This is a genomic window from Algoriphagus sp. NF, assembly GCF_028823735.1.
Classification (GTDB): Bacteria; Bacteroidota; Bacteroidia; order Cytophagales; family Cyclobacteriaceae; genus Algoriphagus; species Algoriphagus marincola.
In genome coordinates this window covers 103,493-129,549 of sequence record NZ_JAPEIB010000003.1, presented here as the reverse complement: position 1 = coordinate 129,549, position 26,057 = coordinate 103,493, and the positions used below count along the sequence as shown (strand labels likewise).

At 42.4% G+C, this 26,057-nt stretch carries 23 protein-coding genes and 1 tRNA gene; 19 read left to right on the top strand and 5 right to left on the bottom strand.

Features of this window, described 5'->3' with window-relative positions; translation table 11 throughout:
- Entirely contained in the window at window positions 1-396 is a 396-nt protein-coding gene (locus OU792_RS02425) for a response regulator (protein WP_134202622.1), read from the top strand.
- Between the two features lie 121 nt (window positions 397-517).
- Here OU792_RS02425 and OU792_RS02420 read toward each other — a convergent pair.
- Window positions 518-589 (bottom strand) — tRNA-Arg (locus OU792_RS02420).
- Between the two features lie 144 nt (window positions 590-733).
- Between OU792_RS02420 and OU792_RS02415 the strand changes: the two genes are divergently transcribed.
- The 12 genes from OU792_RS02415 to OU792_RS02360 all read left to right on the top strand — a co-directional run bounded on the left by OU792_RS02415 (window position 734) and on the right by OU792_RS02360 (window position 13,179).
- On the top strand, window positions 734-1,303 hold the full coding sequence (locus OU792_RS02415) for a 30S ribosomal protein S16 (RefSeq protein WP_026947865.1): 570 nt from the start codon (window positions 734-736) through the stop codon (window positions 1,301-1,303).
- 14 nt (window positions 1,304-1,317) lie between these two features.
- Window positions 1,318-1,848 carry a ribosome maturation factor RimM gene (gene rimM, locus OU792_RS02410; protein ID WP_134202621.1) on the top strand — a complete coding sequence of 177 codons (531 nt, stop codon included), beginning with the start codon at window positions 1,318-1,320 and terminating at the stop codon, window positions 1,846-1,848.
- A gap of 3 nt (window positions 1,849-1,851) precedes the next feature.
- The gene (gene trmD / locus OU792_RS02405; RefSeq protein WP_134202620.1) at window positions 1,852-2,568 is read left to right on the top strand and encodes a tRNA (guanosine(37)-N1)-methyltransferase TrmD; all 717 of its coding nucleotides are present in this window, start codon (window positions 1,852-1,854) and stop codon (window positions 2,566-2,568) included.
- A gap of 50 nt (window positions 2,569-2,618) precedes the next feature.
- The gene (gene rplS / locus OU792_RS02400; protein ID WP_026947868.1) at window positions 2,619-2,984 is read left to right on the top strand and encodes a 50S ribosomal protein L19; all 366 of its coding nucleotides are present in this window, start codon (window positions 2,619-2,621) and stop codon (window positions 2,982-2,984) included.
- A 309-nt stretch (window positions 2,985-3,293) separates the two neighbouring features.
- Entirely contained in the window at window positions 3,294-4,832 is a 1,539-nt protein-coding gene (gene gltX / locus OU792_RS02395) for a glutamate--tRNA ligase (protein ID WP_274669367.1), read from the top strand.
- Window positions 4,833-4,843: 11 nt separating this feature from the next.
- A complete protein-coding gene (locus tag OU792_RS02390) occupies window positions 4,844-5,056 on the top strand; it encodes a hypothetical protein (RefSeq protein WP_024284501.1) in 213 nt (70 codons plus the stop codon).
- Between the two features lie 214 nt (window positions 5,057-5,270).
- Complete coding sequence (locus OU792_RS02385) at window positions 5,271-7,880, top strand: carboxypeptidase-like regulatory domain-containing protein (protein ID WP_274669366.1); 2,610 nt, start codon at window positions 5,271-5,273, stop codon at window positions 7,878-7,880.
- Complete coding sequence (locus tag OU792_RS02380) at window positions 7,870-10,692, top strand: carboxypeptidase regulatory-like domain-containing protein (protein ID WP_274669365.1); 2,823 nt, start codon at window positions 7,870-7,872, stop codon at window positions 10,690-10,692. Before OU792_RS02385 ends, OU792_RS02380 begins: the two co-directional genes overlap by 11 nt.
- A 106-nt stretch (window positions 10,693-10,798) precedes the next feature.
- Window positions 10,799-11,455 carry an outer membrane beta-barrel protein gene (locus OU792_RS02375; RefSeq protein WP_026947872.1) on the top strand — a complete coding sequence of 219 codons (657 nt, stop codon included), beginning with the start codon at window positions 10,799-10,801 and terminating at the stop codon, window positions 11,453-11,455.
- A gap of 55 nt (window positions 11,456-11,510) precedes the next feature.
- Window positions 11,511-12,008, top strand: coding sequence for an RNA polymerase sigma factor (locus OU792_RS02370; RefSeq protein ID WP_274669364.1), 498 nt, complete (start codon window positions 11,511-11,513; stop codon window positions 12,006-12,008).
- Window positions 11,995-12,309, top strand: coding sequence for a hypothetical protein (locus OU792_RS02365; RefSeq protein ID WP_274669363.1), 315 nt, complete (start codon window positions 11,995-11,997; stop codon window positions 12,307-12,309). Before OU792_RS02370 ends, OU792_RS02365 begins: the two co-directional genes overlap by 14 nt.
- 111 nt (window positions 12,310-12,420) lie before the next feature.
- Complete coding sequence (locus OU792_RS02360) at window positions 12,421-13,179, top strand: Spy/CpxP family protein refolding chaperone (RefSeq protein ID WP_274669362.1); 759 nt, start codon at window positions 12,421-12,423, stop codon at window positions 13,177-13,179.
- Window positions 13,180-13,233: 54 nt separating this feature from the next.
- Here the strand turns inward: OU792_RS02360 and OU792_RS02355 are convergent, their stop codons facing one another.
- A complete protein-coding gene (locus tag OU792_RS02355) occupies window positions 13,234-14,523 on the bottom strand; it encodes an amidohydrolase (protein ID WP_274669361.1) in 1,290 nt (429 codons plus the stop codon).
- Between the two features lie 133 nt (window positions 14,524-14,656).
- Here OU792_RS02355 and OU792_RS02350 point away from each other — a divergent pair, with 133 nt between their 5' ends.
- Window positions 14,657-15,355, top strand: coding sequence for an SDR family oxidoreductase (locus OU792_RS02350; protein ID WP_274669360.1), 699 nt, complete (start codon window positions 14,657-14,659; stop codon window positions 15,353-15,355).
- 13 nt (window positions 15,356-15,368) lie between these two features.
- On the opposite strand, the gene mnmD is transcribed toward OU792_RS02350, so the two are convergent.
- The 3 genes from mnmD to OU792_RS02335 are packed head-to-tail and all read right to left on the bottom strand — an operon-like array spanning window position 15,369 to window position 17,778.
- Window positions 15,369-16,058 (bottom strand): tRNA (5-methylaminomethyl-2-thiouridine)(34)-methyltransferase MnmD, encoded by a 690-nt coding sequence (gene mnmD / locus OU792_RS02345; protein ID WP_274669359.1) that lies wholly within the window; start codon window positions 16,056-16,058, stop codon window positions 15,369-15,371.
- Window positions 16,055-16,537, bottom strand: coding sequence for a 2-C-methyl-D-erythritol 2,4-cyclodiphosphate synthase (gene ispF / locus OU792_RS02340; protein ID WP_222584515.1), 483 nt, complete (start codon window positions 16,535-16,537; stop codon window positions 16,055-16,057). The genes mnmD and ispF overlap by 4 nt, the downstream gene beginning before the upstream one ends.
- Window positions 16,534-17,778, bottom strand: coding sequence for a M16 family metallopeptidase (locus OU792_RS02335; protein ID WP_134202610.1), 1,245 nt, complete (start codon window positions 17,776-17,778; stop codon window positions 16,534-16,536). The genes ispF and OU792_RS02335 overlap by 4 nt, the downstream gene beginning before the upstream one ends.
- Before the next feature lie 147 nt (window positions 17,779-17,925).
- Here OU792_RS02335 and bshC point away from each other — a divergent pair, with 147 nt between their 5' ends.
- The 5 genes from bshC to OU792_RS02310 all read left to right on the top strand — a co-directional run bounded on the left by bshC (window position 17,926) and on the right by OU792_RS02310 (window position 26,057).
- Window positions 17,926-19,530, top strand: coding sequence for a bacillithiol biosynthesis cysteine-adding enzyme BshC (gene bshC / locus OU792_RS02330; RefSeq protein ID WP_274669358.1), 1,605 nt, complete (start codon window positions 17,926-17,928; stop codon window positions 19,528-19,530).
- Window positions 19,527-20,099 (top strand): 5-formyltetrahydrofolate cyclo-ligase, encoded by a 573-nt coding sequence (locus OU792_RS02325; protein ID WP_134202609.1) that lies wholly within the window; start codon window positions 19,527-19,529, stop codon window positions 20,097-20,099. Before bshC ends, OU792_RS02325 begins: the two co-directional genes overlap by 4 nt.
- Window positions 20,096-20,602, top strand: a complete 507-nt coding sequence (locus OU792_RS02320; protein WP_134202608.1) for a hypothetical protein — start codon at window positions 20,096-20,098, stop codon at window positions 20,600-20,602. Before OU792_RS02325 ends, OU792_RS02320 begins: the two co-directional genes overlap by 4 nt.
- 574 nt (window positions 20,603-21,176) lie before the next feature.
- Complete coding sequence (locus OU792_RS02315) at window positions 21,177-24,392, top strand: SusC/RagA family TonB-linked outer membrane protein (protein ID WP_134202607.1); 3,216 nt, start codon at window positions 21,177-21,179, stop codon at window positions 24,390-24,392.
- 18 nt (window positions 24,393-24,410) lie between these two features.
- On the top strand, window positions 24,411-26,057 hold the full coding sequence (locus OU792_RS02310; protein ID WP_274669357.1) for a SusD/RagB family nutrient-binding outer membrane lipoprotein: 1,647 nt from the start codon (window positions 24,411-24,413) through the stop codon (window positions 26,055-26,057).

Here is a 26,057-nt window from a genome sequence, read left to right as displayed (position 1 = left end):
ATGAAAAGTGACTTTCAAATAATAGTGGTCGATGATGATCCTCAATTCATCTTTCTTCATAATTGGTCACTAAAAAAGTTGGGCTTTAATGTGCATCCCGAGCATTTTCAAAACGCTGAAAAGCTTGTGGAGTTTTTTAAGCAAAATGAAGATTCCCAATCAAAATTTTTGATTTTACTTGATATCTATATGCCTATTATGGATGGGTGGGAAGTTTTGGAGTTTTTGGAATCAAAAGGGTCATTTGATACCATAAAAGTAATTTTGGTAACTTCATCGGTAGATAAAGGCGATAAGATCAAAGCTGAGAACTATACTTCCATTATTGATTTTTTGGAAAAACCACTAGCTATTGATTATCTGATTGGATTGAAGGATAAGACTCTTTTTAGCTGAACGGCTGTGGTTAAATATGTCAATCCTCTGATCACATAAAGCGAATGCTTTTTTGTTCAATCCTAGCTTAGCATCAAAAAAAATCCAAACTGCCTTCGGAGTATAATATTTAGGAAAGTAGTAGCCCCGACAGGAATCGAACCTGTATCTAAAGTTTAGGAAACTTCTATTCTATCCATTGAACTACGGGGCCAAAAGGACACGCAAGATACGAGAAATGCCAAAAAACCAATAAATATAATCAGTCCAACTGATGGGGATTCAGAGAATTACCCTATCTTTGCACTCCAAATTTAGGATGGACGGGTTCCATCCACTAAACAAACAAATATAAACTATGTCAGTAAAAATCAGATTAGCACGTCGAGGCCGAAGAAAAATGGCTATGTATGACGTGGTTGTCGCTGATGCAAGAGCTCCACGTGATGGACGCTTCATCGAAAAGATCGGAACTTACAATCCGAACACAGACCCTGCATCGATCAACATCAACAATGAGCGCGCTCTACAGTGGTTGTTGAACGGAGCCCAGCCTACCGATACTGTGAAGGCTATGCTGTCTTACAGAGGCGTCATGCTTAAAAAACACCTCCAAATCGGGGTAGTAAAAGGTGCAATCACGCAAGAACAGGCTGATGCCAAATTCGAAGCATGGTTGAAAGAAAAAGAAACCAAAATCCAAAGCAAGGTCGATTCTATCGGTAAAGCAAAAGACGAAGCCCGTCAGAAGGCTCTTGAAGCTGAAGCTGCTAAGAATCAGGCTCGTTTGGACGCTATCAAGGCAAGAGAAGAAGAAGCAAAAGCTGCTGCTGAAGCTGCTGCCGCTGCAGAAGCTCCTGCTGAAGAGTCCGCAGAAGAATCAGCTCCTGAAGCTTCCGCAGAAGGCGACGAAGCTCCACAAGCTTAATAGTATATTGATTCATGAACAAGGAACAATGCTTCCAATTAGGCTATGTTTCGAAAGTTCATGGACTCCGTGGTGAAATAGTGGTCGTGCTCGACGTAGATTTTCCTGAAGATTACGAAGATCTTGAGCACATCTTTCTAGAACGAAATGGCCGCTTAGTCCCTTATTTTCTGGAGCACTTTGTGCTACAGGCAAGTAACAAGGCACTCGCGAAAATTGAAGAACTGGATCGTATCGAACAGGTGGAGGAATTGGTAGGCTCGGAAGTATATCTTCCACTATCTGAACTACCTGAACTTGATGAAGACCAATACTATTTTCACGAATTGATCGGGTTTGAAGTAGAAGATGAGGTGCATGGCTCGTTGGGCCAAGTGCAAACCATCTACGACTTGGACACCCAAGAACTTATCGGGGTCATCCATCAAGAAAAAGAGGTTCTCATTCCCATCCAGGAAGGAATCATCATCAAGGTGGATAAGGCAGCAAAAAAAGTTTTCTGTCGATTGCCCGAAGGATTGCTTGACATTTATCTGGAAGACTGAGATATGCATATCGACATCATCAGTGTGGTACCGGGATTGCTGGAAGGCCCATTTTCACACTCTATTCTGAAAAGAGCAGAAGAAAAAGGCTTGGCAGTTGTCAGGGTACATAACCTGCGAGACTTTGCTACTGGCAAACAGAAGCAGGTAGACGATTATGCTTTTGGTGGAGGTGCAGGAATGGTAATGATGGTCGAACCAATTGCCCGGTGCATCGAACATCTCCAAAGTCAGCGAAAATATGATGAAATTATTTATATGACGCCTGATGGGGAGACATTCGATCAGCCTATGGCAAATTCTCTATCACTGAAGAAAAACCTTATGATCTTATGTGGTCATTATAAGGGAGTAGATCAGCGTGTGAGAGATCGATTCATTACCAAAGAAATCAGTATTGGTGATTTTGTGCTGTCGGGTGGAGAACTAGCAGCAGCTGTAGTGGCTGACGCTATTATTCGTCTGATACCTGGAGTATTAAATGATGAGACGTCTGCATTGACTGACTCTTTTCAGGATGACTTGCTCGCACCACCGGTTTATACTCGTCCTGCTGAGTGGGATGGGATGGAAGTTCCAGAGGTATTGCTCTCAGGGCATGAAGCAAAGATCAATGAATGGAGATTTGAAGCATCGGTTCGCCGAACCCGTGAACGAAGACCCGATCTATGGGCAAAGTCAGGTTTGGGGGATAGCGAAACAAGTAAACGGAAAAAGTAAATAACAAGCCACGTGTTGGCCAAACAGCGAAAGCATAAAATATAGAAGCTATGAGCGAACTAATGAAAATCGTAGAAGCGGAATACAGCGAGGCGAGAGCCAAATTCCCTTCTTTCAAAGCTGGTGATACCATCAACGTACACGTACGAATCAAGGAAGGTAATAAGGAGAGAGTCCAGCAGTTCCAAGGAACTGTCATCCAGCGTAAAAACCCGAATTCCAATGGAGAGACTTTCACAGTAAGAAAAGTATCCAACGGTATCGGTGTAGAGCGTATCTTCCCTATCCTTTCTCCATCTATCGAGCAGATCGATCTATTGAGACAAGGTAGAGTAAGAAGAGCCCGATTGTTCTACTTGAGAGGACGTCAGGGTAAAGCTGCTCGTATCAAGGAAAAGATTCAGGTGAAGCACTAAGCTTTCCAAAAATCATAAAGAGGAACTCAGAAATGGGTTCCTTTTTTTGTTTTAGACTCCTGCGTAGGGTTTGATTATTTTTCGCATTGAGTCCATCTAAGGAAGTAAAGAGTGGATAGTAAATGGTAAGGGTCTTTTTGGGCTAAAGCTGGGTAAATGATGGAATAAAAGCGACGGATGAATCTTAAGACTCCTGCCTTTTCAAATCCCCTTTTTCACTACAGAAGCCATCATTTTTCCCTACCTTTGCAGCCGGAATAGGGGAACAATCTCCATTATTGCCTGTTTTTTTAAGACAATCAATCACTCATGAGTAGAGAAATTCGCGTAAGATTTGCCCCGTCACCTACAGGGCCATTACATATCGGAGGGGTACGTACTGCCCTTTATAATTACCTTTTTGCAAAAAAGAATCAGGGAAAATTCCTGCTTCGAATAGAAGATACCGATCAAGCTCGCTACGTGGCAGGTGCTGAGGAATATATTCGTGAATCCCTCGAATGGCTCGGGATTACACCTGACGAAAGTCCCTGGAATCCAGGAAATGTAGGGCCTTATCGGCAATCTGAGCGGAAGGCTGATTACATGCAATATGCGCTTGACTTGGTAGAAAAAGGGCATGCATACTATGCTTTTGACACTTCGGAAGAGCTCGAAGCTATGCGCGAGCGACTGACTGCAGCTCGGGTTGTACAGCCCCAATACAACAGTATCACCCGTACACAGATGAAAAACTCCCTGACATTGCCTGAGGATGAGGTGAAGGCAAGATTGGCGTCTGGGGAGCCTTATGTGATTCGAGTTAAAATTCCTCGAAAAGAAGAAGTACGCTTTCATGACCAAATCCGTGGTTGGGTAATGGTACATACCTCTACTTTGGACGATAAGGTGTTGATGAAGTCTGATGGAATGCCAACCTACCACTTGGCTAATATCGTGGATGATCATCGCATGGGAATCACACATGTGATTCGTGGAGAGGAATGGTTGCCTTCAGCACCGCTACACGTTTTACTTTACAAGTATCTTGGATGGGAAGATACTATGCCTGAATTTGCCCATTTGCCGCTTTTGCTGAAGCCTGACGGAAATGGAAAACTATCCAAGCGAGACGGTGACCGAATGGGATTCCCTGTTTTTCCACTTGATTGGAAAAACGAGGAGACCGGAGACTCGGCCATGGGATTCCGTGAGCAAGAATACCTACCGGAAGCTTTATTGAATTTCTTGGCCTTCTTGGGCTGGAACCCGGGTGATGAGCGAGAGCTTTTTACCAAGGAGGAATTGGTAGAGGCTTTCAGTATTGAGCGGATTGGGAAAGCCGGTGCCAAATTCGACATAGCCAAGGCTAAATGGTATAATGAACAATACCTCCGGGCTCGTTCAAATGCTGATTTGGCTGACTTTGTCATTGAAGCAGCCAAAAAAGATGGGGTAGAGCTAAACTCAAATAAGGCAGAGGCAATAGTCTCATTGACCAAGGAGCGCGTGACCTTCCCAGGGGAAATGTGGACTCAATGCCGTTTTTTAGTGAATGCTCCCAATGAATTTGATGAGCAGGTAGCCTCCAAAAAGTGGAATGCAGATGCGGTAGCCGTACTTTCGGCTTACGCTGAGAAGCTTTCGAAATTTGAGGGAACTTATGATAGCGAAGTCGCTAAAACCCTACTCGGAGAGACTGCAGATGAACTGGAAATCAAACTGGGCAAGATTATGCAAGCCGTCCGATTGGCTGTGACTGGTGTCGGGGCCGGACCGGATTTGATGGAGATATTTGCTATCTTAGGTGCAGGTGAAGTAGCAAACCGCATTCAGTTTGCAATCGAAAACCTTCCGCGTCCAGAATAAGTATTAGAGCTATGAGCAAGCGAAAAAAGAAAAAGCCTGAAGATCCAAAGGTCCATTCAGACCTGAAGGGTTTTAAGATGGAAATAGATCCTTTTGGAGAGATATCTTCCTCTTTTCCGATCGATAAGATCAATGAGTTTTTGAATAAAAATGTTGAAGATAAAAAATTGAAAGATCGGGAAGACTTGGATGATATCAAGCGAGGCTCCGATGAAGAGGAATAAAGAGTCTTTCTCAGGTTTGGATGTACTGTCATCGCGATTCCATCAAAATCGGGAGGCGGGCCTCTCCACTGCAGCGGATCGAAATCATGAAAGTCTTATGAGACAGCCTCAAAATCTTAAACAGAATTTTTTCTTTTAATTTTTTCGGAATTACACAAGTTTTTTATTTATTAGAGATGTAGTTTAATTCATCCGTTGTTTTTTTAGCAGGAGCATGAGGATTTCTATTTTACTTTTGATTCTTTTTCTACCGCTTTCCTTGGTTTTTGCGCAATCAAGCCGGATACAAGGAGAAGTACTCGATAAAAATACGGGTATGCCTTTGCAGGATATCCATGTTTTTATCCATAATACGACCTATCAGACTTTTTCTGATTCTTTAGGAAGGTTTCAGCTAAATAATGTGCAGAACGGACAATGGGAAATTCAGGTAAAGGGGAGTGGATATATTTCCCAATCTCAAACTATTTCGGCCTCAACCGGAAAAACAAAAAAGCTCGTATTCTCCCTAGAACCTGATCCTTTGGCTGGGTTTACACCTTCTGATTTCTCGAAAGGCAAACTCAAAAAGTTTAAAAATGCGGTGGAGAAAAAGTTTTTGGGTGAGCATCCCAGTGCATGGCAGGTGGAGCTTTTGAATTCTGACCAATTAATTTTTGAAAAACGACCCGGTAAGAAAACACAGGTGTCTTCTCAAGGAGCCATTTACTTTTCTAACCGAGAAACGGGCTATTTGGTCACCGTCTACTTCAGCCCCTTTATTTTGGAGGATGAAGAGCCCCAATTGCTTGCTTACTCCTACTTTGACCTAGCGGAAGATGGAGGAATAGAAACAAGGCGGAGCAATCGGCTAAGGATCCATCAGCAAAGCCCGACTTATTTTCTGTCACAATTGATGATTGGTAAACTTGCCAGTTTTAGTTCTAATCCCAACCCGGAGGTCTCTTTTTCAGATCAGGAGGGAGAGTACTTATTAAGCTTTGACAAACCTCTGGAAATAGTGGGGGAAGACGGTAGCAAGGGAAGGATGTTTTATGAAGGAGAAAAGCTTGAGGTGAAACTGAATGGCGCCCCGACTGATTGGTCCAAGTTGCAATGGCGGGGAGCACTTTTTGAAACAAATCCGATCTATGCAGTTCCTCAAAATTTTAATGCCGATAGGGTTTTTGCTTTGGCAAATTTGGAGAAGAGTGCCCAAACCATGCAAGAGCGGATTTATCTTCACACAGATAGAAGACACTATTGGCCAGGAGAGACAATCCTGTTCAAAGCATACCTTGGCTATACCAATCCTGTTCTTGCTCAGGATTTAAGCAAAGTGTTGCATGTCGAGCTGATCGATACAGTGGGTTTTATTTGGTCACACCAGGTATTTAAGATTACCGATGGCTTTAGCGCCGGCCAAATTTCCCTGCCGGATCTCTCCGAAACGGGTAACTTTTTTGTAAGAGCCTATACGACCTGGAGCTTAAACTATAAGCAAGCCGAGCATATTTTGCCAATTCAGATTCTGGATCATTTTAGCCAGCCGAAAGCTTCATCAGAAGGCTTAGAATCGAAAAACGTAAAGGTCTTCACCGATAAGCAAAGCTATAAGGCAGGAGAGAAAGTCACTTTAAATGTGATGATTGCCTCAGATGAAGGAAAGCCAATCAATGCAAATTTTTCACTTGCTGTTTTGGATTTAAAGCAAGCGGTGTATGTCCCAGAGAATAGGGGAATAGAAGAGCAGCTAGCAGAAAAAAATCCCAAAGGTGAGATTGAGAATTTCAACTATTCGATAGAGCGGGGTTTTGATCTTGAGGGTGTGCTACAAGACGATGAAGGGAATCCTATTCGAGGTTCTCTCCAAGCTTTTATAAATGGGTATGATGACGAACGAAAAATCAGATCAGAAAAAGATGGTTCTTTTGGTTTTTCATCTTTAGGGTTTGAGGAAGACTTTGAGATTAATCTTAAAGCAATAAGTGTCCAAAACCAGCCCATTCGGACCATAAAGCTCGATCTCAAAACTTATCCAAGTGAGGAGCTTGATTTGAGAATGGACTTTCCAGAGGTGGTGCGAAGAGGAATACTTCCTGACAAGGATATTCAGCCTCTGAAGCCCTTGGCTGAAGGAGAAATACTTCTTGAAGCAGCAGAAGTTGAGGCTAAAAAGGATAAATATTTTGGTACCATGATCTATGGAATTCCTGACAATGTTATCGAAAGTGAAGAACTGAATTTAGTGGGTTCTACTATGCAGTTTATTTATGCCCTGATGGCAAGGGTGCCGGGAATGAATGTGGTGGGCTCACCCCCCAATATGTCTGTCAGATTCAGAGGAGGAGAGCCTTTGATTTTAATAAACGGAGTCCCAGCAAATACTGTCTCAGGCGGGATGGTCAATAGTGCAACAGCAGGTGAGTCCGTCTATCGTGTTTTGGATGGCTTAAATGTGTTTGCCATTGATCGGATAGAGATCATTCGAAGAATAGTGCCACAGTATGGTGATCAGGGAAGAAATGGCTTGATTTCTATCTTTCTAAAAACAGGAGCGGAATTCGCAAAGACCCAAAACAACTTCAATCTCTTTAAACTAGAGGGTTTTCAGCACTATGTGAATTTTAATAAAGTTCAAGAATCAAGAGAAAAATTTCCTTTTTTGGGACCTTTTAACCCTACGCTATATTGGAGTCCTTCCTTGATTTCGAATGAAAATACCCTTTCGATTCCTGTAGAATTTGAATTGAATGAGACTGCAGGGCCTTTCTTGGTTGAAATCAGAGGGATGACTGACCTTGGTGAACCCATTTATGGGACCTTCGTTTTAAATGAGGATTAATCAGCTGACATTTTCTAATTTGGAGCCTCAATTACTTCTCATTCCTTTGAAGAAACTTATTCTCCTAGTAGCATTTCTGACTACTCAGGTATTTCTAGTATATTCGCAAACAGCCACCTTGACTGGAACTGTTAAGGATGCCGACACGGGAGAAACTCTTCCTTTTTGCAATGTATTTGTAAATAATACTACCATCTCAACTACCTCGGATTTGGATGGGGTATTCACTTTAACGGACCTTGCGCCGGGTTCGCTGGAAGTAGGATTTTCGTTTTTAGGCTACATAGCCACGACGAAACGAGTCACCCTCAACCCTGGAGGCAAGCTGACCTTGAATGTTTCTTTGGAGCCCTTGGAGACAGAGCTTTCGGATGTGGAAATCAAGGCTAAACGGGATAAATCCTGGGAGCGGGATCTACGGAAATTTGAAAACCTTTTCCTTGGGAATGATGCTATTGCAGCAAAAACCGAAATTTCCAATCCCTGGGTAGTGGACTTTCCTGAATCAGAAGAGCGAAATACTTTTTTGGCAAGTTCCCAACTGCCTATCGAAATACTCAATCAATATCTGGGCTATAAAATCACCTTCAATTTGCAGGAGTTTTATGATAATCCGGTTAATTATCGGATTGCGGGTGCAGCAAGATTTGAGGAGCTGGAAGCTGAGTCTGATCAACAGGAGCAGGAATGGGATCGGAATCGTATGGACGTGTATTCCAAATCTCCGCAGAATATGTTCCGAGCCATGATCTCTGGTACTCATGAAAAGGAGGGTTTTTACCTGTATGGAGAGCGGCCGAGTGCGGCAGATTCCCGAAATATGCGTTCGGATATTTTTGCCGATGAATTGGGCAAATCAGTCATTCCTTACAAGCCTGATCAACTGGTGACAGCGGCTGACCGTCCCGGTGAATACTGGATTTATCTCAAGGGAAGAATAGAAATTCACTACGAAAAAGGCTATACTACTGTCAATACCTACAAGGATGCGCCTTATCCCATTTCTTGGATAGAAGTCAAAGGAGATCAGGTAAGAGTCCGTGAAAATGGTATGATTCTCAACCCTCAAGACGTAGTGTTTTCCGGTGATATGGATAGAAGACGTGTCGCCTCCATGTTGCCTTTGGACTATGATGCCGAACGCGCTATCCAACTGCGGAATCTAGATAAAACAGCCGCAAACTATCAAGAGAGGGTTTACCTGCACACAGATCGGCCCTACTATCAAGCTGGGGAAGAAGTCTTTATTCAGGCTTTTATCAATTATGGAAATCCATATCTCAAGAAGCAATTGAGTCAGGTCTTGCATGTGGAGCTGGTGTCTGCCGATCGGGACTTTGTTTTCAGAAAGAAGTATAAAATCTTCAACGGTACAGCTGGGGGGAGTTTTTACATCCCGGATAGTTTAACGGATAATCAGTATTATCTAAGAGCATATACCAACTGGAACCGAAACTATGGTCCAGACCACCTCTTCTTAAAGCCCCTTCCAATCCTACGACCCAATCAAATGCTAGAATCCGGGTCCAAACTAGCCTTGAAATCCAAAAATGTTTTGTTGGAAGCAAATCCGGAGAAAGCTGGACCGAGGGAAAAAATTCAACTGAAAATAAAAACGGTGGATGAGGCTGGTAGGGCACTTTCAGCGCGATTGGCAGTTTCTGTCATTGATCAGGCTCAAGTGGAAAGCTTTCCAGAGATCAAGCCTGCAGAAGAAGCACTGGCTTTGGAGAAAATACCTGACAACATTGGATTGGAGCGTTTCTCATACCCGATAGAGACTAATTTGGAGCAGAGCGGATTGATCTTGGATCAAAAAGGAAAAGGGACTTCGGGGGCTGTTACTGTGTTTGTCAATAATTTTGAAGGAATCGTCGAGTTGGAAGCTGATAGAAGTGGTCAGTTCAAATTGGAGGGCATGGAGTTTTATGGCCCCTTGAGGCTGGCCATTCAAGCCACAGATTCTAGAGGCAAACCCGTTTCTGAGGTGAAAATGAAAGAAGAACTGGCCGCGCCTTTGGCAGCCTTTCCATCTGTGAATTGGCCAGAGCTCAAAATAGATCCTTCGTATCAGCCCATTTCTCAGAAAGAATTGAAGACAGAAGATCTTGAGCTGGTTGAGGTGGAAGACAAATCGTTGGAAGCCCCCAAGGCGATCTATGGAAGAGCAGACTTTGTGGTGACTTCCGACAAACTGATGGCTACGGGCAGCTCGGTGGACCTAGTGAATAGCTTGGCGGGAAATGTGCCAGGAATGCGTGTTACCGTAGCGGGTGCTTCGGGTCAGCAGCAAATCCGGCTTCGTGGAGGCGCTACCTCGGTCTCCGGTTCCATGGAGCCACTTGTCATGGTAGATGGGGCTATTTTGGTGACCGCGCCGGGCGCGACTGCGGCTGATAATCTCCGAAATATCAATCCCAATGATATCGATCGGGTTGAAATCGTCTCAAGGACTGTTTCAATGCTGGGGGATCAGGGGAGAAATGGGGTAATAGCGGTCTATCTTAAGGAAGGTCTAAGTAATCAAGCTAATCCAGTTTTGACTTCTTCGGTTTCAAATTTTGTAATTGAGGGCTATGAACCTCCGAGAAGCTTTTATCAGGTAGCTTATGAAGGGGGTGAGGAAGTAGATGAGGATCTAAGAAGGACCCTCTATTGGAATGGGAACTTAGTAACCGATGAGTCCGGAGAGGTTGTTTTGAGCTTTTTCACCAATGATTTTGGGGGACCGATGACTGTTGAAATCCGAGGGCTTAGCTTGGACGGAAAGCCGATTTCTGGCACCTTTACGATCAATTCAACTCAGAAATGAAATCGAGCATCCATGAAGCAGATAGGCATAAATTAGCCGTCATACACTGGAATTATCGTAAAATCTGCGAGATTCCATGTGGCCTTGGAAAAACGAATTATATCAAATGAAAAAAATACTCCTAGCTTTTTTGATGCTTTTCTTGGCTTTTGAGGCCTTCCCTCAGACTAGTGTGGGTTTTCGGGCTGGATACACCTCTTCGTCCTACTCCTATCAGCCGGCAGCCAATTTTCGATCACAAAGCACCGAGAGTGTTGTCAGACCTACTTTTGCGCTTGTCGTGGAGCATTTCACCTCCAAGAATGCCGGGATAGAAATGAACCTGCAATGGATCACTTTGGGCTTTCGACAGATAAATGAAAATGCCGTGACCCTTCCTGAAAATCGGACAGAGTTTGACTACCTGAAAGTGCCTTTTTTTGCCTCATTTTATGCGGGTAGATCAGGTAGGTTTCAAATAAAAGTCGGGCCTCACTTGGGTTTTCTAGTTAATGCAAGAGATGTGCAGCGGGAATTCACCAGTGCTGCGACTCCTGAGATCCCTACCTATGGCGGACCGGAAGATCGACCCAATCGTTTTATGTATGGCTTAAATGCAGGCGCTGGAATTTCTAAGCTTTTTGGGAAAAGCACCCTTGCGGTGGAATTCCGATTTGCCTATGACTTCACTAATCCGGAGGGGCAGGATCGAATTTTTGATATGAATTCCACCAATTTGGAGCTTTCCTTGGCATATCTCTTCCGAGTCAGAGAAAATCCTTAAGAAATCTGTCGCCCGCTGTCATATTTTTCGTAAAGTCTACGATTACAAGACGAAGATGAATCACAGCGAGCTAGAAAACATACTCAAAAACCATCATCGGGAAGCCTATCTCTGGGCCCGTCAATGCTGTGGCTTTGAGGAAGAGCTAGCTAAGGATGTCTTGCAGATTTGTTATTTGAAGATTTTGGAGGGTAAGGCACGCCTCCAACAGGTCGAAAAAGTAAAACCCTGGTTATTTTCGGTGATTCGCTTCACCGCAATCGACGAACTCCGAAAGAAAGGAAATTGGGTGGCATTACAAGAAAATTATGATTTGGAGGATGAGCCGACTGAAAATGAAGAGGAGCTGGATTACCAGAAACTTCTTATGCAGCTTTCACCCATGCAGCGTGAAGTCATGTTGATGGTCTTTTACCACCAATTGACAATCGCAGAAAGTGCCGATGTCCTTCAAATAAGCCTAGGCTCCGCGCGTACACATTACGATCGCGGAAAAAAGAGACTGAAAGAATTAATCGTAAAATCTCAAAACTTGGAATATGATGGAAAATGATCAACTGATTGAAAACTTTTTCTCAGACATGAAAAAGCAGGATCAAAATATCCCAATTCCCGAATTTCCGGAGGCGAAGGTACGAAGCTTCAATTGGTGGATTCCTAGTGGAATCGCGGCCACTTTGCTCTTGGGCGGATTTCTATTGACCCAACAGGAGCCGGTCGCAGAAGCACCTTCTGAGGTGATTATTATTTCCCTTCAGGAAAATGAAAATAACGAGCAGGAATTTACCATCGAGGAAAAAGCCTACATCGACGTCTGGGAATCCAGTACATCCTCCTTACTCACAGAATTCTAAGCTAAACCAACTATTTATATACCTATGAAATGCCCATGAGAATTGCTTCTCATAAAGGGAACGATTACACAGGGCATTCCATCTGACCACTAAAAATCAAATTATAAACAGATGAAACCTTTATTTGTAACCGCCCTTTTCCTGCTTTCGTCCCTGACGATGGCTCAGGACATTTTCAAAAAGAACTTGTACTCAGCTGACCAAATCATGGAAGCAAGAGAAAAGATCAACCTGACAGATGCTCAAGCCACTAAAATCAAAAAAATCCATGCTGAGAACGCCGGAGAATTCTCTACGCTCAAATGGGACTTGGATGCTACTAATGCTGAGCTTGAAAAGCTCCTTGAGCAAAGGCCAATAGATCAAACAAAGGTGCTAACAGTCTTGGATATGATTCTAAAGTATGAGGCGCAATTGAAGAGAAAGCAACTTAGTACCTTGGTCGCCATCAAAAATGAATTGACTGAAGAACAAATCGAGAAATTGAGTGAAACCACTAGACTCTATGGATTCCGAAGTTCTGGCTCGGGAAGTGCTTCAAGTACACTTGGAGTCTCAAGTCTTCGTTCCGGCCAAAAGGTAGTGATTGGTTATCCTTCCGCTTCTACTTTTTCTACCACTAGCCCATCATCAAAGGTAGATATAGTAGTTGCGGGAAGTAGTAATGGAGATCAGCCGCTATTCGTAATCAAATCTGATGATGGAACCATAGAGAAATCATCCATGGAGCAACTAGATATCAATCCCAATGATATTGAAAGTATCAATGTGCTGAAAGATAAAGGTGCTACCTCATTGTATGGTGAGAAAGGAAAAAATGGCGTAATCATCATCACTTTAAAGAAAGGTGCAAAGGCAAAAATTAAGTAATTGATTATGGTTTAAAATGAAAAAGGAGACTGATTTAGAGTCTCCTTTTTTGGTTTAATTCATTCCCATATAATCTACTACGAAATAGCTCATCACTCTTAGGCCGAGTATAAAGCCACTTTCATCGATATAGAAATCAGGTGTATGATGTGAGGGAGTTTTGGTTGGGTCTCCCCCTTTTTTCATACCTCCCAAAGAGATAAATAGTCCAGGTTTTTCCCGTTGATAGAAGCTAAAGTCCTCCGCTCCGGTGATCAGCGGATTGGTAAGCACATTGCCATCACCTGCAGCTGCCAAAATGGTTGGACCCATCATCTCTGTTAGCTCAGGATCATTAATTGTTGAGGGATACATTTTTTTGATGCGTACATCTGCTTTCGCCCCGGCACTTTCAGCGATATGAGTGGCTATCTCGGTGATTCGTTTGTGAACCAATGCCTGCTGCTCATCTCCAAAAGTCCGGATGGTTCCGATCATATCGACTTTTTCGGGGATGATATTATGTCTGATGCCTCCGTGGATTGCACCTACTGTCACGATAGCCGGAGCCTCAGTGATATTCACATTCCGAGCGATAATGGTCTGGAATCCATTGATGATTTGGGCAGAGGTAACAATCGGATCCACGCCTGACCAAGGGGAAGCACCATGCGCTTGGGTACCGTGCACGGTGATTTCCAACTCATCTACACCTGCTAGGGCAGGACCGGATCGATAGCCGATTTTTCCCACTTCCATTTGTGATCCGATGTGCAAGCCAAATACGGCGTCCACATCCTCCATGACTCCTTCTTCGACCATTTGCTTGGCTCCCCAAGTAGTTACACCGGGCTCATTGATTCCTTCCTCTGCAGGTTGGAATAGGAATTTGACATTTCCGGCAAGGTCATCTTTCATCCCTGCTAGGATTTCTGCTACGCCCATCAGGATAGCCACGTGGGTGTCATGTCCACAGGCATGCATGACGCCAGTTTCCTGACCATTGTAGGTAGCAGTCACGGTGGATTTGAAAGGTAAGTCTACCCGCTCAGTCACAGGTAGTGCATCCATGTCCGCCCGAAGCGCCACCGTTGGGCCTGGTTTTCCTCCTTGAAGGACTCCGACTACGCCGGTCACCGCTACCTCTTCTGTGACCTCGATACCAAGACTACGGAGGTGATCTGCGACTTTTTTGGCAGTTCTAAATTCCTGGTTTCCTAATTCTGGATTTTGGTGAATATCCCGTCTCCATTCGATGACCTTATCTTCGATTTCAGCTGCTCTTTGGTCGATATCAGATCTGAGTTTGGACTGGGAAAATGCCATTCCGCTAATCAAAAACAGAACAATGGTTAATTTATTCATTATAAAATTTGGTTGATGGTTTGAGAGCAAGTTATTTATTTCAAAGCAATTTTGTTTAGCACTATGAAAAATTCCCTTTTCATCGAACCAAATGCCCAAAATCTGTTTTACTCTTATCTAAACAAATTGAATCATGGATATTAAAAATAAAGTGGCAGTAGTCACAGGAGTCAGCAAAGGAATTGGGCTGGAAGTCGTTAAGATTTTACTGGAAAAAGGAAGCATCGTCGCAGGATGGGGTAGAAATGAGCCGGATTTGGATCATGAAAATTTTCACTTTTTCAAGTGTGATGTAGCTCAAGAGGCCTCAGTAGATGCTGCCTTCAGAAAGACTACTGAGAAGCTGGGAAAAGATATTCGAATATTGATCAATAATGCCGGTTTTGGAATTGCAGGACCTACCGAGACGTTTTCATCTGAGGATTGGAAAGCGATGTTTGATACCAATGTCCATGGAATATTCTATACCACTAAGCGCTTGATACCTGCTATGAAAAAGGCCGATGAAGGGCATATCATCAATGTGGCTTCTATTGCTGGATTAAACGGAGTCAATCAGTTTGCCGGATATGTGGGTACCAAGCACGCGGTGCGAGGGATTTCCCATTCCTTGTATATGGAATTGCGGGACTTCGGTATCAAGGTGTCTACTATTTACCCTGGATCAGTGCAGACCAATTTCTTTGACGAAATACCCGGCATGAATGCCCATGAAAACATGATGCGGCCGTTGGATGTGGCCACGACCATCGTACAGACGCTGGAAACGCATCCCAATTACTTTGTGGCAGAGGTGGAGTGCAGACCACTTCGGCCTAAAGGAAAGAAATAAGCGATCAAAATCTTTATTGACCCGGCTTCCAAGCTCGGGTCATTTCTTTTTTACCCGGAGGTCCTGGAGGAGATTCTACTTCTAATCCTAAGTTACGAAGATCTCGTTTGAGTTGACCTTTTGCACTGTAGGTCGTGAAAAGTCCGCCGGGGCGCATGCTCTTGGTCACCTTCTCCAGCATATTCTTTTCCCAAAGCTCCGGTTGCTTGCTTGGCGCAAAAGCGTCAAAAAATACGACATCCGAAGGATAGAGTTGTGCCTCTTCCAAGGATACTTGATCTTTCTTGAAGTTAAAGTATTCTGAAAGAGGGCCGCCTTCATTCCAAGGAGCCTTATGAAGTGCCTCAAAGAACTTGTGGTAATGCCAGATGGCATCATTCTGATGAATGAAATTCAATTGGGAGTAAACCTCTTCCGAAAGAGGGAAAGGCTCAATCGTATGGTAAAGGACAGGTATTTGATACTGTTCTGCCCAGACTAGCGTCAGCCAGGCATTCAACCCCGTACCAAAACCCACTTCAAATACCCGAAGTGGGTACCGGTTAGGATTATTGGCTAGCCAGGAGTCCAAGCCGTAGAGTAAAAAAACATGGAGCGATTCACGATAGGCCCCATGAAAACTGTGATAGGTCTCTTTCAAACCCTCATGATAGAGGGAGTGAGAGCCATCTTCGGTAGTTATGATTTTTACTTTCTCGCTCATACTTTATAAATCAAAGCTGCACAATAGGCGGAAACACCTTCTTCTCTTCCTACAAAACCCAACCATTCGGTGGTCGTGGCTTTGATGGAAACTGCCGATTCGTCCACTGCCATGACTTCTGCCAGACAGGTTTTCATTGCAGGGATGTGTGGATTGATTTTAGGATTCTGAAGGCAGATGGTAGTGTCCAAATTTCCAATTTCAAATCCTTCCTTTCGGATCAGTTCCATCACTTTTTTTAGTAAAATTTTACTATCAATCCCTTTGAATTTTGGGTCTTTGTCTGAAAAGTGGTAACCAATATCCCGCATATTGGCTGCGCCGAGTAGGGCATCGCAGATCACATGGATGAGTACATCCGCATCAGAATGTCCCACTGCGCCTTTGGTATGGGGAACTTTGATCCCTCCTAACCAAAAATCCTGATCAGCCTTCAGCTGATGTACATCGTATCCAAATCCTATTCGAAAGGGAGTCATGATATTTCTTTTTGATAATGTAAAACACTAGATTTTTCAGGTCGGAGTAGTCGATTTGCCCAATCCATTACCTGGTCTGTTCCGATGGATGACTTGCGATCAAACTCATCCCAATAGAGATCGGGATGGCCCATATTTGCATACATGGCAAGATTCATCATTCGATTGATCAGTTGAATGGACTCATAAGTTTTCATGGCCTCTCCTTGATTCTTTATCTTTTGAAGACTATGATCGTCTATTCCTTGTTTGAGAAAATCAGCTAAAAATTCATCCAATATAGCCTCTCCCACTTCGCTGCTGGAACTTGGATCCATCCGGGTACTAAATACCAATAAACCGGGATCTTGACTTCCCAAAATATAAGCTCCGGCTGAGGCAATTTCTTTTCGGCCTTTCACCAGCTTTTGCTCCATGGGGGATGACTTTCCAAATCCCAGATAGTCGGTTATCAGATCCGCTTCTAGGTAGCCATCTTCTCCTTTGCCTGGCATTTTATAGGTTTTGTAGAGCACATCGGTAGGCACGTTTGCTTGGAAAGTGAGTGCTCGTCGCTCTTTTTGCTCTTTTTCTTTTGTGGATTCTAGGCGTGCTTGAGCCGATGCTGGTATGGAGCCAAACCATTTTTCTGCCAGCTTCAGTACTTCTTTAGGATTCACGCCTCCTCCGACAGCTAAGATGGCTCGATTAGGAGCGTAGTGTGTTTTATAAAAATCCCAAACATCGTCTTCTGTGTAATTGACGATGTCTTCTGTGGTTTCTCCGATAGTGGGCCAACGGTAAGGATGGGAATGGAAGGCCAAAGGACGGAGCAGATGCCAGGTATTACCGTAGGGCTGATTGAGATAGCGCTGCTTGAATTCCTCCAAGACCACCTTCCGCTGCGTTTCGATGGTTTTTTCCACCAAAGTGAGCTGCAACATTCGATCAGACTCCAACCAAAAAGCTGTTTCCAAATTGCTTGATGGTAGTGTCATGTAATAATTGGTGATGTCAGGGCTGGTAAAAGCATTGCAATTACCGCCTACCCGCTCGAGTGCCCGGTCAAAAACCGGTACATTTTTCGAACTACCAAACATCAAATGCTCAAAAAAGTGCGCCAGGCCGGTTTTTCTGGGTATTTCATCTTTTGAACCTACCTTATACAGGAGATTAAAAACAGCTATTTTGGAATTTGGGTCCGGATGAATAATTACTTCCAGTCCGTTGTCGAGAAAATGTCTTTCGTATCGAAATCTCATGGAAAGCAAAGCTACGCTTTTTTGAATTTTTTTGGTTTCAAATTACAACAGTCAAAAAGGGGATTTGATTTGGATTATTTATTTATCGCCAAAAGATTTCCGCTTATGTAAGTCTCCATGGATTTTCATAAAAAAGCCGAACTTTGAATGAATATCAGTAGTTTGCTATCGAAAATCCACCATTCATCATCCATGGAGTATCACTGTATTGACCTGCGAAAGACGAATCAATTTTCTGATTTTTTTCTTGACTACATTGAAGGAAAAGCGGAGCTAAGACCTTTTTACAATCATTTACCAAAAATCGAGAGCTTCCAAAAAGCCATTGAACAAAAGCATTTCTCTGATACAAATCGCCAGGTTTTATGCGAAACCTTGACTGCACAGTATTCCGAAATCGAACTTTTTGAAGAGGAAAAATTACAGCTTCAGAAACTAGCTGATTCCAAAACCTTTACTGTGACCACAGGTCATCAGATGAACTTATACACCGGGCCGCTATACTTTATATATAAGATCGTCAGTACCATTCGCTTGGCCGAAAAACTCCGGGAAGCATATCCTGATTACCATTTTGTGCCGATTTACTGGATGGCTACTGAAGATCATGATTTTGATGAAATCAACTATTTCAAGCTAGATGGGAAAAAATATCAGTGGAAGACCAATCAAAGCGGCGCCGTTGGAAATTTTGAGCTAGATGCAAGTTTCAAGGAATTTGCCAAGACTGTTCCATTTGCAGCGGATGTGTTCAAGGATGCCTATGGTTCTTCGAAGACCTTGAAGGAAGCTGTCCGCAAGTATGTACATGAGCTTTTTGGGAGAAGGGGCTTGTTGATTGTAGATGCCCAAGAGGCAAGCTTCAAGTCGCTTTTCAAGGAGGTAATGCGGGAAGATTTATTTTCTCACACGCCTCATAGGGAAGCTGTTTTGAAAACCGAGTCTTTGGAATCTTTGGGTTATGGAGGGCAGATTTTTCCTCGAGAGATCAACTTCTTTTACTTGGATGAAGGGGTCAGAGAGAGAATTGAGCAACAAGGGGATGAATATGTGGTGCTGAATACCGAATTAAGATTTTCCAGATCTAAGATCGAGCAACTCATCGAGGAGCATCCGGAGCGTTTTAGTCCAAATGTAGTCCTGCGCCCACTGTATCAGGAGACTATTTTACCAAACCTTGCCTACTTGGGAGGACCTTCCGAGACAGTTTATTGGCTGCAATTGAAAGGAGTGTTTGATCATTTCAAAGTTCCGGTTCCAGTTCTTTTACCTCGAAATTTTGCGCTGGTGCTAGAGCCGCTTTTTGAGAAAAAGCTGGAGCAATTGGACTGGCAAGTGGAGGATATCTTCCAGGACTTTGATGAGTGGAAGAAATCATTTGTGGCCAAGCATGCATCGATTGATGTGAGTTTGGAAAATGAGCGAACTACCCTTGCAACGCTTTATGAAGAGAAGGGAAAGGAAGCTAAAAATCTTGAAAAGAGCTTGGAGCAGTCATTTGAAGCTGCAAAAGTGCGTTCTCTGAAGATTCTCAATCAAATGAGCCGCAAACTCCGAAAAGCAGAGGAGAGAAGACAGCATATTTCTCTTGAGCGGGCGAGGGCAATTTTGGATTATGCCGCCCCAGGCGGTACTCCACAAGAGCGAGTGGTAAATATGATGCAGTTTTATCTAGCTGATGATGAGTTTTTGGAGAAGCTTTACAAAGCCTTTGATCCGCTCGACTATTCTATGATTGTGATTGAATTATGATTCCTGGCAAAGAGTATATCAGGGAGAAGTATAAAAAGAAGCGAGCTGCACTGAGCGATCAGGATAAAATGGATCTTGATCAGAAAATCAAAGCTCGAGCGATTGATTGGTTGAAGAGCGGGGATTTTCCGAAAAAGGTTCATCTTTTTCTGCCAATCCAAAAACAGAAGGAAGTGGATACCTTTCCTTTGCTTGAATGGTTTTGGGAGAATGGATGGGATGTTTACTCGTCAAAAATCAGTTCTGAAAGTCTCGATATGGAGACTATTTTTTTAGAGCCTAATACTTCTTTTAAAACATCAACCTGGGGAATCCCCTTTCCAAATTATTACCAAGAGGTGGAGGTTAAGGAATTCTCTTTGATATTTCTTCCCCTCTTGGCTTATGATAGGTCAGGCTATCGAATTGGTTTTGGGAAAGGGTATTATGATAAATTTCTGGCAAACATTGATTTCGATCCGGTAAAAGTAGGCTTAAGCTACTTTGCACCAGAGCCCTCATTGTCTTATGAGAGTCATGATATTCCTTTAGATTTTTGCATAACTCCTGAAAAAATCTTTACATTTTGATCATTATAAAAGAGGAGATGGAAAAAGCACTTTTGATTTTTGGTTTAAGCTTCGTATTGATATGCCCTGCATTTTCGCAAGTTGGCAGCTACAATACCATGGTGGGAGTTACCGGAGGCACTAATGTCGGAGCTACAGTGAAGCAGTTTATTTCAGAAACAGGGGCAGTTGACCTATTGGTTTATAATCGATGGAAAGGCTGGGTGGCAGCCGTACTTTACGAGCATCACTGGGATATTCGAGAGTTTGAGGGGTTAGAGTGGTATGTAGGAGCGGGTGCCCATTATGGGATTTGGAAAGATGGCAAAGGAGAACCACCCTGGGTTTATAAAATTGATCGAGATTACAATGTCTTTGGGGTAGATGCGATAGTGGGTTTAGAGTATAATATTAACCGTAGTAACTTCTATGTAGGCTTATATTGGAAGCCTGCTTATAATTTTACAGACTTTACAAAGTTATGGGAAGATGAAGCAGCCTTGACTCTGAGATATTCTCTTTAAAATTTCGATTTTTGATAAAAAAATAAACTGACTTTTGTTGATTCAGCAAAAAATCTAATGTTTCTCAAAAGAATTAGACCCAGAATTTGATTTTTTTTAAATTTTTGAATCTTTTTTTTGTTTCAAATATAGCAATCAGAATTTTATTTTAATTCTTAGCTAATAGGGGTCTAAAAGTTCTTAAAAATTCAGATTGACAAAAATCAATTAAATTTTTTCCCTGATTTTCAGCAGTAAATTTTTATTTAATTATTCGAAAAAATTGCTTTGGCCAAATATTGTTTTGCGAATGTTAAATAATTTGAGTGAAACAGTTAAAATTTCTTAATACCGGGCTTTGATCCAAATAATCATCTTTTTAAGCCGTGCAAACCAAATTTTTACCGTTCATTCTTCTTTTTTTCTCAATAATTATAAAAAACCAATAAATGATTAGATATTTCAATTGATAAAACTTTAAATATAAATATTTAAATATTAAAATATCCTTTTTTAATATATTTTTCAAAATTTCGAAATTTTGAAATTCCACAGAAAGGAATTTTCTTTACAAATCAACTAAACTAAATACCTTATGAGAAAAGCTTTACTCTTTGTTGTTGCGCTTTTCACCATGACCCTCAGCTATGAGGTGTCGGCGCAGCAGCGGGTAATTACCGGACAGGTAATTTCCGACGAAGATGGACTTGGCTTGCCAGGTGCAACTGTCCTCGTGAAGGGTACAACTGTGGGTACTACCACCGATTTGGATGGTAATTATTCCATCAGTGTCCCAGATGGAGGCACGGTGCTGATTTTCTCCTTCGTAGGTCTAGAAACGAAGGAAGAGGTCATTGGCAACCGGACCGTGATTAATGTGACGCTCACTACTGATGCCGAGCAACTATCCGAAGTGGTAGTAACGGCGATTGGTATCGAGCGTGAGAAAAAGGCCTTGGGTTATGCAGTTACCTCTGTAGGTAATGAGCAACTCGAGAACAGACCTGAGCAAGACGTAGCACGTGTATTGCAAGGAAAAGTACCAGGTGTGAATATCACTTCTACTAATGGTATGTCTGGTTCGGGTACTAACATGGTAATCCGAGGTTATTCATCTGCGACTGGTTCTAACCAGCCTTTGTTCGTAGTAGATGGTGTTCCTTTCAACACAAGCACCAACGCCCAAAATGGTTTTACAACGGGTGGTACTACAACTTCATCTCGATTCTTGGATATTGACCCTAACAACATTGAGAATATCTCTGTGTTGAAAGGTCTTTCTGCTACCGTACTATACGGTGACCAAGGTAGAAATGGTGTAATTTTGATCACTACCAAGTCTGGTTCCTCTAAGAGAAAGGCTGCTGAAGTGACTATCAATCAATCTGTATTTACCAACGAGGCAGCTTCGCTTCCTACTTATGGTCAGATTTATGGTAATGGATTCCAGCAGGCTCCGGGATTATTCTTCTCCAACTTCGGTCCAAGAATGGATGAAGGAAGAGTTATTCCGCATCCATATGCGGTTTCAGGTGTGGCATACGTAAGAGAAGCCTTTCCTGAATTTTGGGTAGATGGAATTGTTGGAGGTACTCCAATCGATTATGAGTATAAGGCTTATGCTGATCCTTCCGAGGTTTTCTTCAGAACTGGCTTGATTTCTAATTCATCTGTTCAAATCGCAGGTGGCTCTGACAGAACCGGTTATAGTGCTAGTTTCGGTTACACAGATGAAGATGGATTTACTCCAGGCAACAATTTGAAGAAATATAACTTTGGATTGGGTATCAATTCTGCAGTATCCGATAAGCTGACTGTTAAGTCATCTTTCACTTATGCTATCACAGATTTGGAATCCCCACCTGTAAACGCAGCCTTTGGTTCTGGTGCTAGTGGTGGTATTCCTTCTGCCTTCGCAGAGGTTTTGTTTACGCCGCGTTCTATTGATTTGGGAGGTCTTCCCTTCGAAGATCCAGTAACAAAAAGGCCTACATATTATAGAAATAATAACGGAATTTTGAATCCGCGATGGCTAGTTAAATACTATCAGAATACATCTGATGTATCTAGATTCTTTAATTCAACCTCCTTGATATATGACTTGAATGATAATCTATCTTTAACCTACAGAATTGGTTTAGATACTTATACAGAAACTCAAGAGTCGAAGTATAATAAAGGTCACTTAGGTGGTTCTCAGGCAGTACAATCAGGTTTGTACACTACAATCAATATTAAGAATACTATCTGGAATCAAGATTTGGTATTGACTTGGACTAAAGAGTTTTCAGACAAGTTTGGTATGTCTGCTTTGATAGGTGGAAATAGTCGTTATGACAGCTATGTTCAATCTGGAATCTCTTCTCAAGGTCAATTGGCCTTCGGTCTTTTCCGTCACCAAAACTTTGAAACCTCTGCAAGTAGAAATGCTATTGGAGGTGGAAATATGAACTTTACCCAAGAGGAGAGAAGAATGGGAGTTTATGCTAACGTAACCTTGGATTATGATAGCTATTTGTTCCTTAACCTTTCTGCTCGTAATGACTGGACCTCTACTGTAGAGCCGGAGAATAGAAGAATTCTTTATCCGGGTGCTTCTGTTTCATTCATTCCTGGAACTGCTTTCAATTGGAATAGTAGCACCGTGAATGATTTGAAAATACGTTTAGGTTATGGTACTTCTGCTGGTTTCCCAAGACCATATAGAACTAGAAACGTATTAGCTCAAACATCTCGTGCATTTGATGTAGATGGAACTGTATCTCAAACACATGCAGTTGCAAATACATTAGGTAACCCTAACTTGAAGCCTGAACTTCATGAGGAAATTGAGTTTGGTGTGGAAGGAGTCATGTTCAACAACAAGTTGACATTTGATTTATCACTCTATGAGAAGAATACAAGAGATTTGATTACTCAATCTCCAATTGATCCTGCAACTGGATTTACTTCCACTGCAATTAACATTGGTAAGATTCGTACAAGAGGCGTTGAATTCCAAGCTACTGTAACTCCTGTATCTACTGCTTCAGGATTTACTTGGAACTCTACCATCAACTGGGGTCTATATAGATCAGTTACAATGGAATTGGGAGCTGGTTTGGATCAAATCGTAGTTGCTGGATTTACAACCTTAGGTAACTTTGCAGTTCCTGGTGAGCCATTCAACGTAATCAAGGGTATCGGATTCGAAAGAGATGAGCAAACAGGCGAGCCAATTGTTTTGGCCAATGGTCTTTACAAGCCCTCTGCTGACCTTGTTACCTTGGGAGACCCGAACCCTCGTTGGAATGGATCCTGGATCAACTCATTCTCTTGGAAAGGCTTCACTTTAAGCGCCATGATGGAATATCGTCACAAAGGAGCTGTATTCTCAAATACAGTAACTGCAACCCTTGCTAGAGGTGTGACAAAAGATCCTGTTGTAGATAGAGAACTTACGTTTATCATGCCAGGTGTGAAGGAGGATGGAACTCCAAATGATATTCAAATCACTGCGTCAAACTACTTCTTTGCTGGTTATCAGGGTGCAACAGATGAACCGAACGTGTTTGATGGATCAATGATTCGATTAAGAGAAGTATCCTTGGGATATGATATACCTATGAACTTGATGGCTAAGACTCCTTTCAAGAGAGCATCTATCGCATTGAGCGGTACCAACCTTTGGTTCCTTGCACTTAACTTCCCACCGAACATGAACTATGATGTGGACGTGTTAGGAACTGGTGTAGGTAATGGTTTGGGCTTTGACTTTGTAACTGGTCCTAGCTCCAGAAGATTTGGTGGAACTGTAACCCTTACATTCTAATCCCAAAACTGTAGAATTATGAAAAGAAAAATATATAGTCTTATGATCGCAGCATCAATGGTATTTGCTGCTTCATGTGACCTTGACTTACAGGAAGATCCAAATGCGGTAAATGCTAGTACAGCTAACCCGGACTTCCTATTAAATAGCATTCAATTAGGATACCAAGGTGTATTTAATACTATTGGTGACGATGGAATGCGATTGACAAGAATGATCAATCAAGGTAGTGCTCAGTATGAAGGAGCTTACACTCCTACCACTACCAATGGATATTGGTCTAATGCTTACGCTGGAATTCTTGCTGATATCGATTTTCTTGTTCCACTTGCAGAAGAATCAAATCTTCAGAGGCATTTAGGAATTGCAAAGACTATCAAAGCAATGGTCCTTTTCCACTTGGTGGATTCTTATGGTGATGTTCCTTACAGAGAGGCACTGGATCCAAGTAATTTCTTTCCGAATGTTGATCCAGGTGCTCAAGTTTACAGTGATGCCCTAGCACTACTGAACGAAGCAGAGGCTCATTTCAATGCGCCTGAGTCTTCTGGTTCTCCAAATGATTTTTACTATGGTAGAAATTATGGTAAGTGGACAAGATTAGTAAACACCATGAAGTTAAGGTATTATCTAAATACAAGACTTGTAAATCCCTCTGAATCTGCTACTGCGATCAATGCATTGATAGCTGGTAATAACTTATTAAGAGAGGGCGATGATTTTGTTTTCCAATTTGGTACTACAAGTGCTGATCCGGATTCACGTCATCCTAGATTTACAGGTACTTATGTTAGTGGAGGCGGAGACTATCAATCCACCTACTATATGTGGCACTTGACTGAGGCTAAAGGTTTCGATGATCCTAGAGTGAGATATTACATCTATCGTCAGACAACGGTAAATAGTACTGACCCAGATGAAATAGAGTGTATTGGTACTATTCCTCCAGCGCATTATTTAGCTAATGGCTTTATTTATTGTCTTCCTGGTGAAAGAGGATATTGGGGACGTGATCACTTGAATCCAGACGGTATTCCACCAGATGGTCTCAGAAGAAGTGTATGGGGTGTTTACCCAGCTGGAGGTCGGTTTGATGATGATTCTGCTGCACCAGTTAACAATATTACTCTTGGTGCTCAAGGAGCAGGAATACATCCAATTATGTTGGCTTCTTATGTAGACTTTATGTTGGCTGAAGCGGCCTTGTTCCTTGGTACTACTGGAGATGCATCTGCTTATCTCACTTCTGGTATTAGAAAGAATATGGAATTTGTCCGTGAATTCGCAACATCAACCCCGGAAGCTTCAACAATCAGAAGCTTTACATCGGACGATGCTTATACACAGCAAGTTACTAACTACTTAAATTATATTTCGAATGAATATTCTTCTGCAAGCACGGACACTGATAAAATGAGAATTATTGGTAGAGAATATTGGTTAGCGCTTTATGGTAATGGTGTAGAGGCATTTAACCTTTACAGAAGAACAGGTCAGCCTGATAATATGCAGCCAGGCCTACAGCAAAACTTTGGTAATTTCCCAAGATCGTTCTTCTATCCATTAAACTACCTGACTACGAACAATAATGCTGTTCAGAAGGCAGATCAAACGGTACAGGTGTTCTGGGATACTAATCCAGCTGGTAACGCTTGGGTTTATTAA

Excerpts from the sequence above, each read along its gene's own strand:
- OU792_RS02390 (WP_024284501.1), top strand. The coding sequence starts at position 4,844 with ATGAGCAAGCGAAAAAAGAAAAAGCCTGAAGATCCAAAGGTCCATTCA.
- OU792_RS02425 (WP_134202622.1), top strand. The coding sequence starts at position 1 with ATGAAAAGTGACTTTCAAATAATAGTGGTCGATGATGATCCTCAATTC.
- rplS (WP_026947868.1), top strand. The coding sequence starts at position 2,619 with ATGAGCGAACTAATGAAAATCGTAGAAGCGGAATACAGCGAGGCGAGA.
- ispF (WP_222584515.1), bottom strand. The coding sequence starts at position 16,537 with ATGACTCCCTTTCGAATAGGATTTGGATACGATGTACATCAGCTGAAG.
- trmD (WP_134202620.1), top strand. The coding sequence starts at position 1,852 with ATGCATATCGACATCATCAGTGTGGTACCGGGATTGCTGGAAGGCCCA.
- OU792_RS02350 (WP_274669360.1), top strand. The coding sequence starts at position 14,657 with ATGGATATTAAAAATAAAGTGGCAGTAGTCACAGGAGTCAGCAAAGGA.
- OU792_RS02335 (WP_134202610.1), bottom strand. The coding sequence starts at position 17,778 with ATGAGATTTCGATACGAAAGACATTTTCTCGACAACGGACTGGAAGTA.
- OU792_RS02360 (WP_274669362.1), top strand. The coding sequence starts at position 12,421 with ATGAAACCTTTATTTGTAACCGCCCTTTTCCTGCTTTCGTCCCTGACG.
- OU792_RS02385 (WP_274669366.1), top strand. The coding sequence starts at position 5,271 with ATGAGGATTTCTATTTTACTTTTGATTCTTTTTCTACCGCTTTCCTTG.
- OU792_RS02325 (WP_134202609.1), top strand. The coding sequence starts at position 19,527 with ATGATTCCTGGCAAAGAGTATATCAGGGAGAAGTATAAAAAGAAGCGA.
- OU792_RS02375 (WP_026947872.1), top strand. The coding sequence starts at position 10,799 with ATGAAAAAAATACTCCTAGCTTTTTTGATGCTTTTCTTGGCTTTTGAG.
- OU792_RS02370 (WP_274669364.1), top strand. The coding sequence starts at position 11,511 with ATGAATCACAGCGAGCTAGAAAACATACTCAAAAACCATCATCGGGAA.
- OU792_RS02355 (WP_274669361.1), bottom strand. The coding sequence starts at position 14,523 with ATGAATAAATTAACCATTGTTCTGTTTTTGATTAGCGGAATGGCATTT.
- gltX (WP_274669367.1), top strand. The coding sequence starts at position 3,294 with ATGAGTAGAGAAATTCGCGTAAGATTTGCCCCGTCACCTACAGGGCCA.
- bshC (WP_274669358.1), top strand. The coding sequence starts at position 17,926 with ATGAATATCAGTAGTTTGCTATCGAAAATCCACCATTCATCATCCATG.
- OU792_RS02415 (WP_026947865.1), top strand. The coding sequence starts at position 734 with ATGTCAGTAAAAATCAGATTAGCACGTCGAGGCCGAAGAAAAATGGCT.
- mnmD (WP_274669359.1), bottom strand. The coding sequence starts at position 16,058 with ATGAGCGAGAAAGTAAAAATCATAACTACCGAAGATGGCTCTCACTCC.
- OU792_RS02380 (WP_274669365.1), top strand. The coding sequence starts at position 7,870 with ATGAGGATTAATCAGCTGACATTTTCTAATTTGGAGCCTCAATTACTT.
- OU792_RS02310 (WP_274669357.1), top strand. The coding sequence starts at position 24,411 with ATGAAAAGAAAAATATATAGTCTTATGATCGCAGCATCAATGGTATTT.
- rimM (WP_134202621.1), top strand. The coding sequence starts at position 1,318 with ATGAACAAGGAACAATGCTTCCAATTAGGCTATGTTTCGAAAGTTCAT.
- OU792_RS02365 (WP_274669363.1), top strand. The coding sequence starts at position 11,995 with ATGATGGAAAATGATCAACTGATTGAAAACTTTTTCTCAGACATGAAA.
- OU792_RS02315 (WP_134202607.1), top strand. The coding sequence starts at position 21,177 with ATGAGAAAAGCTTTACTCTTTGTTGTTGCGCTTTTCACCATGACCCTC.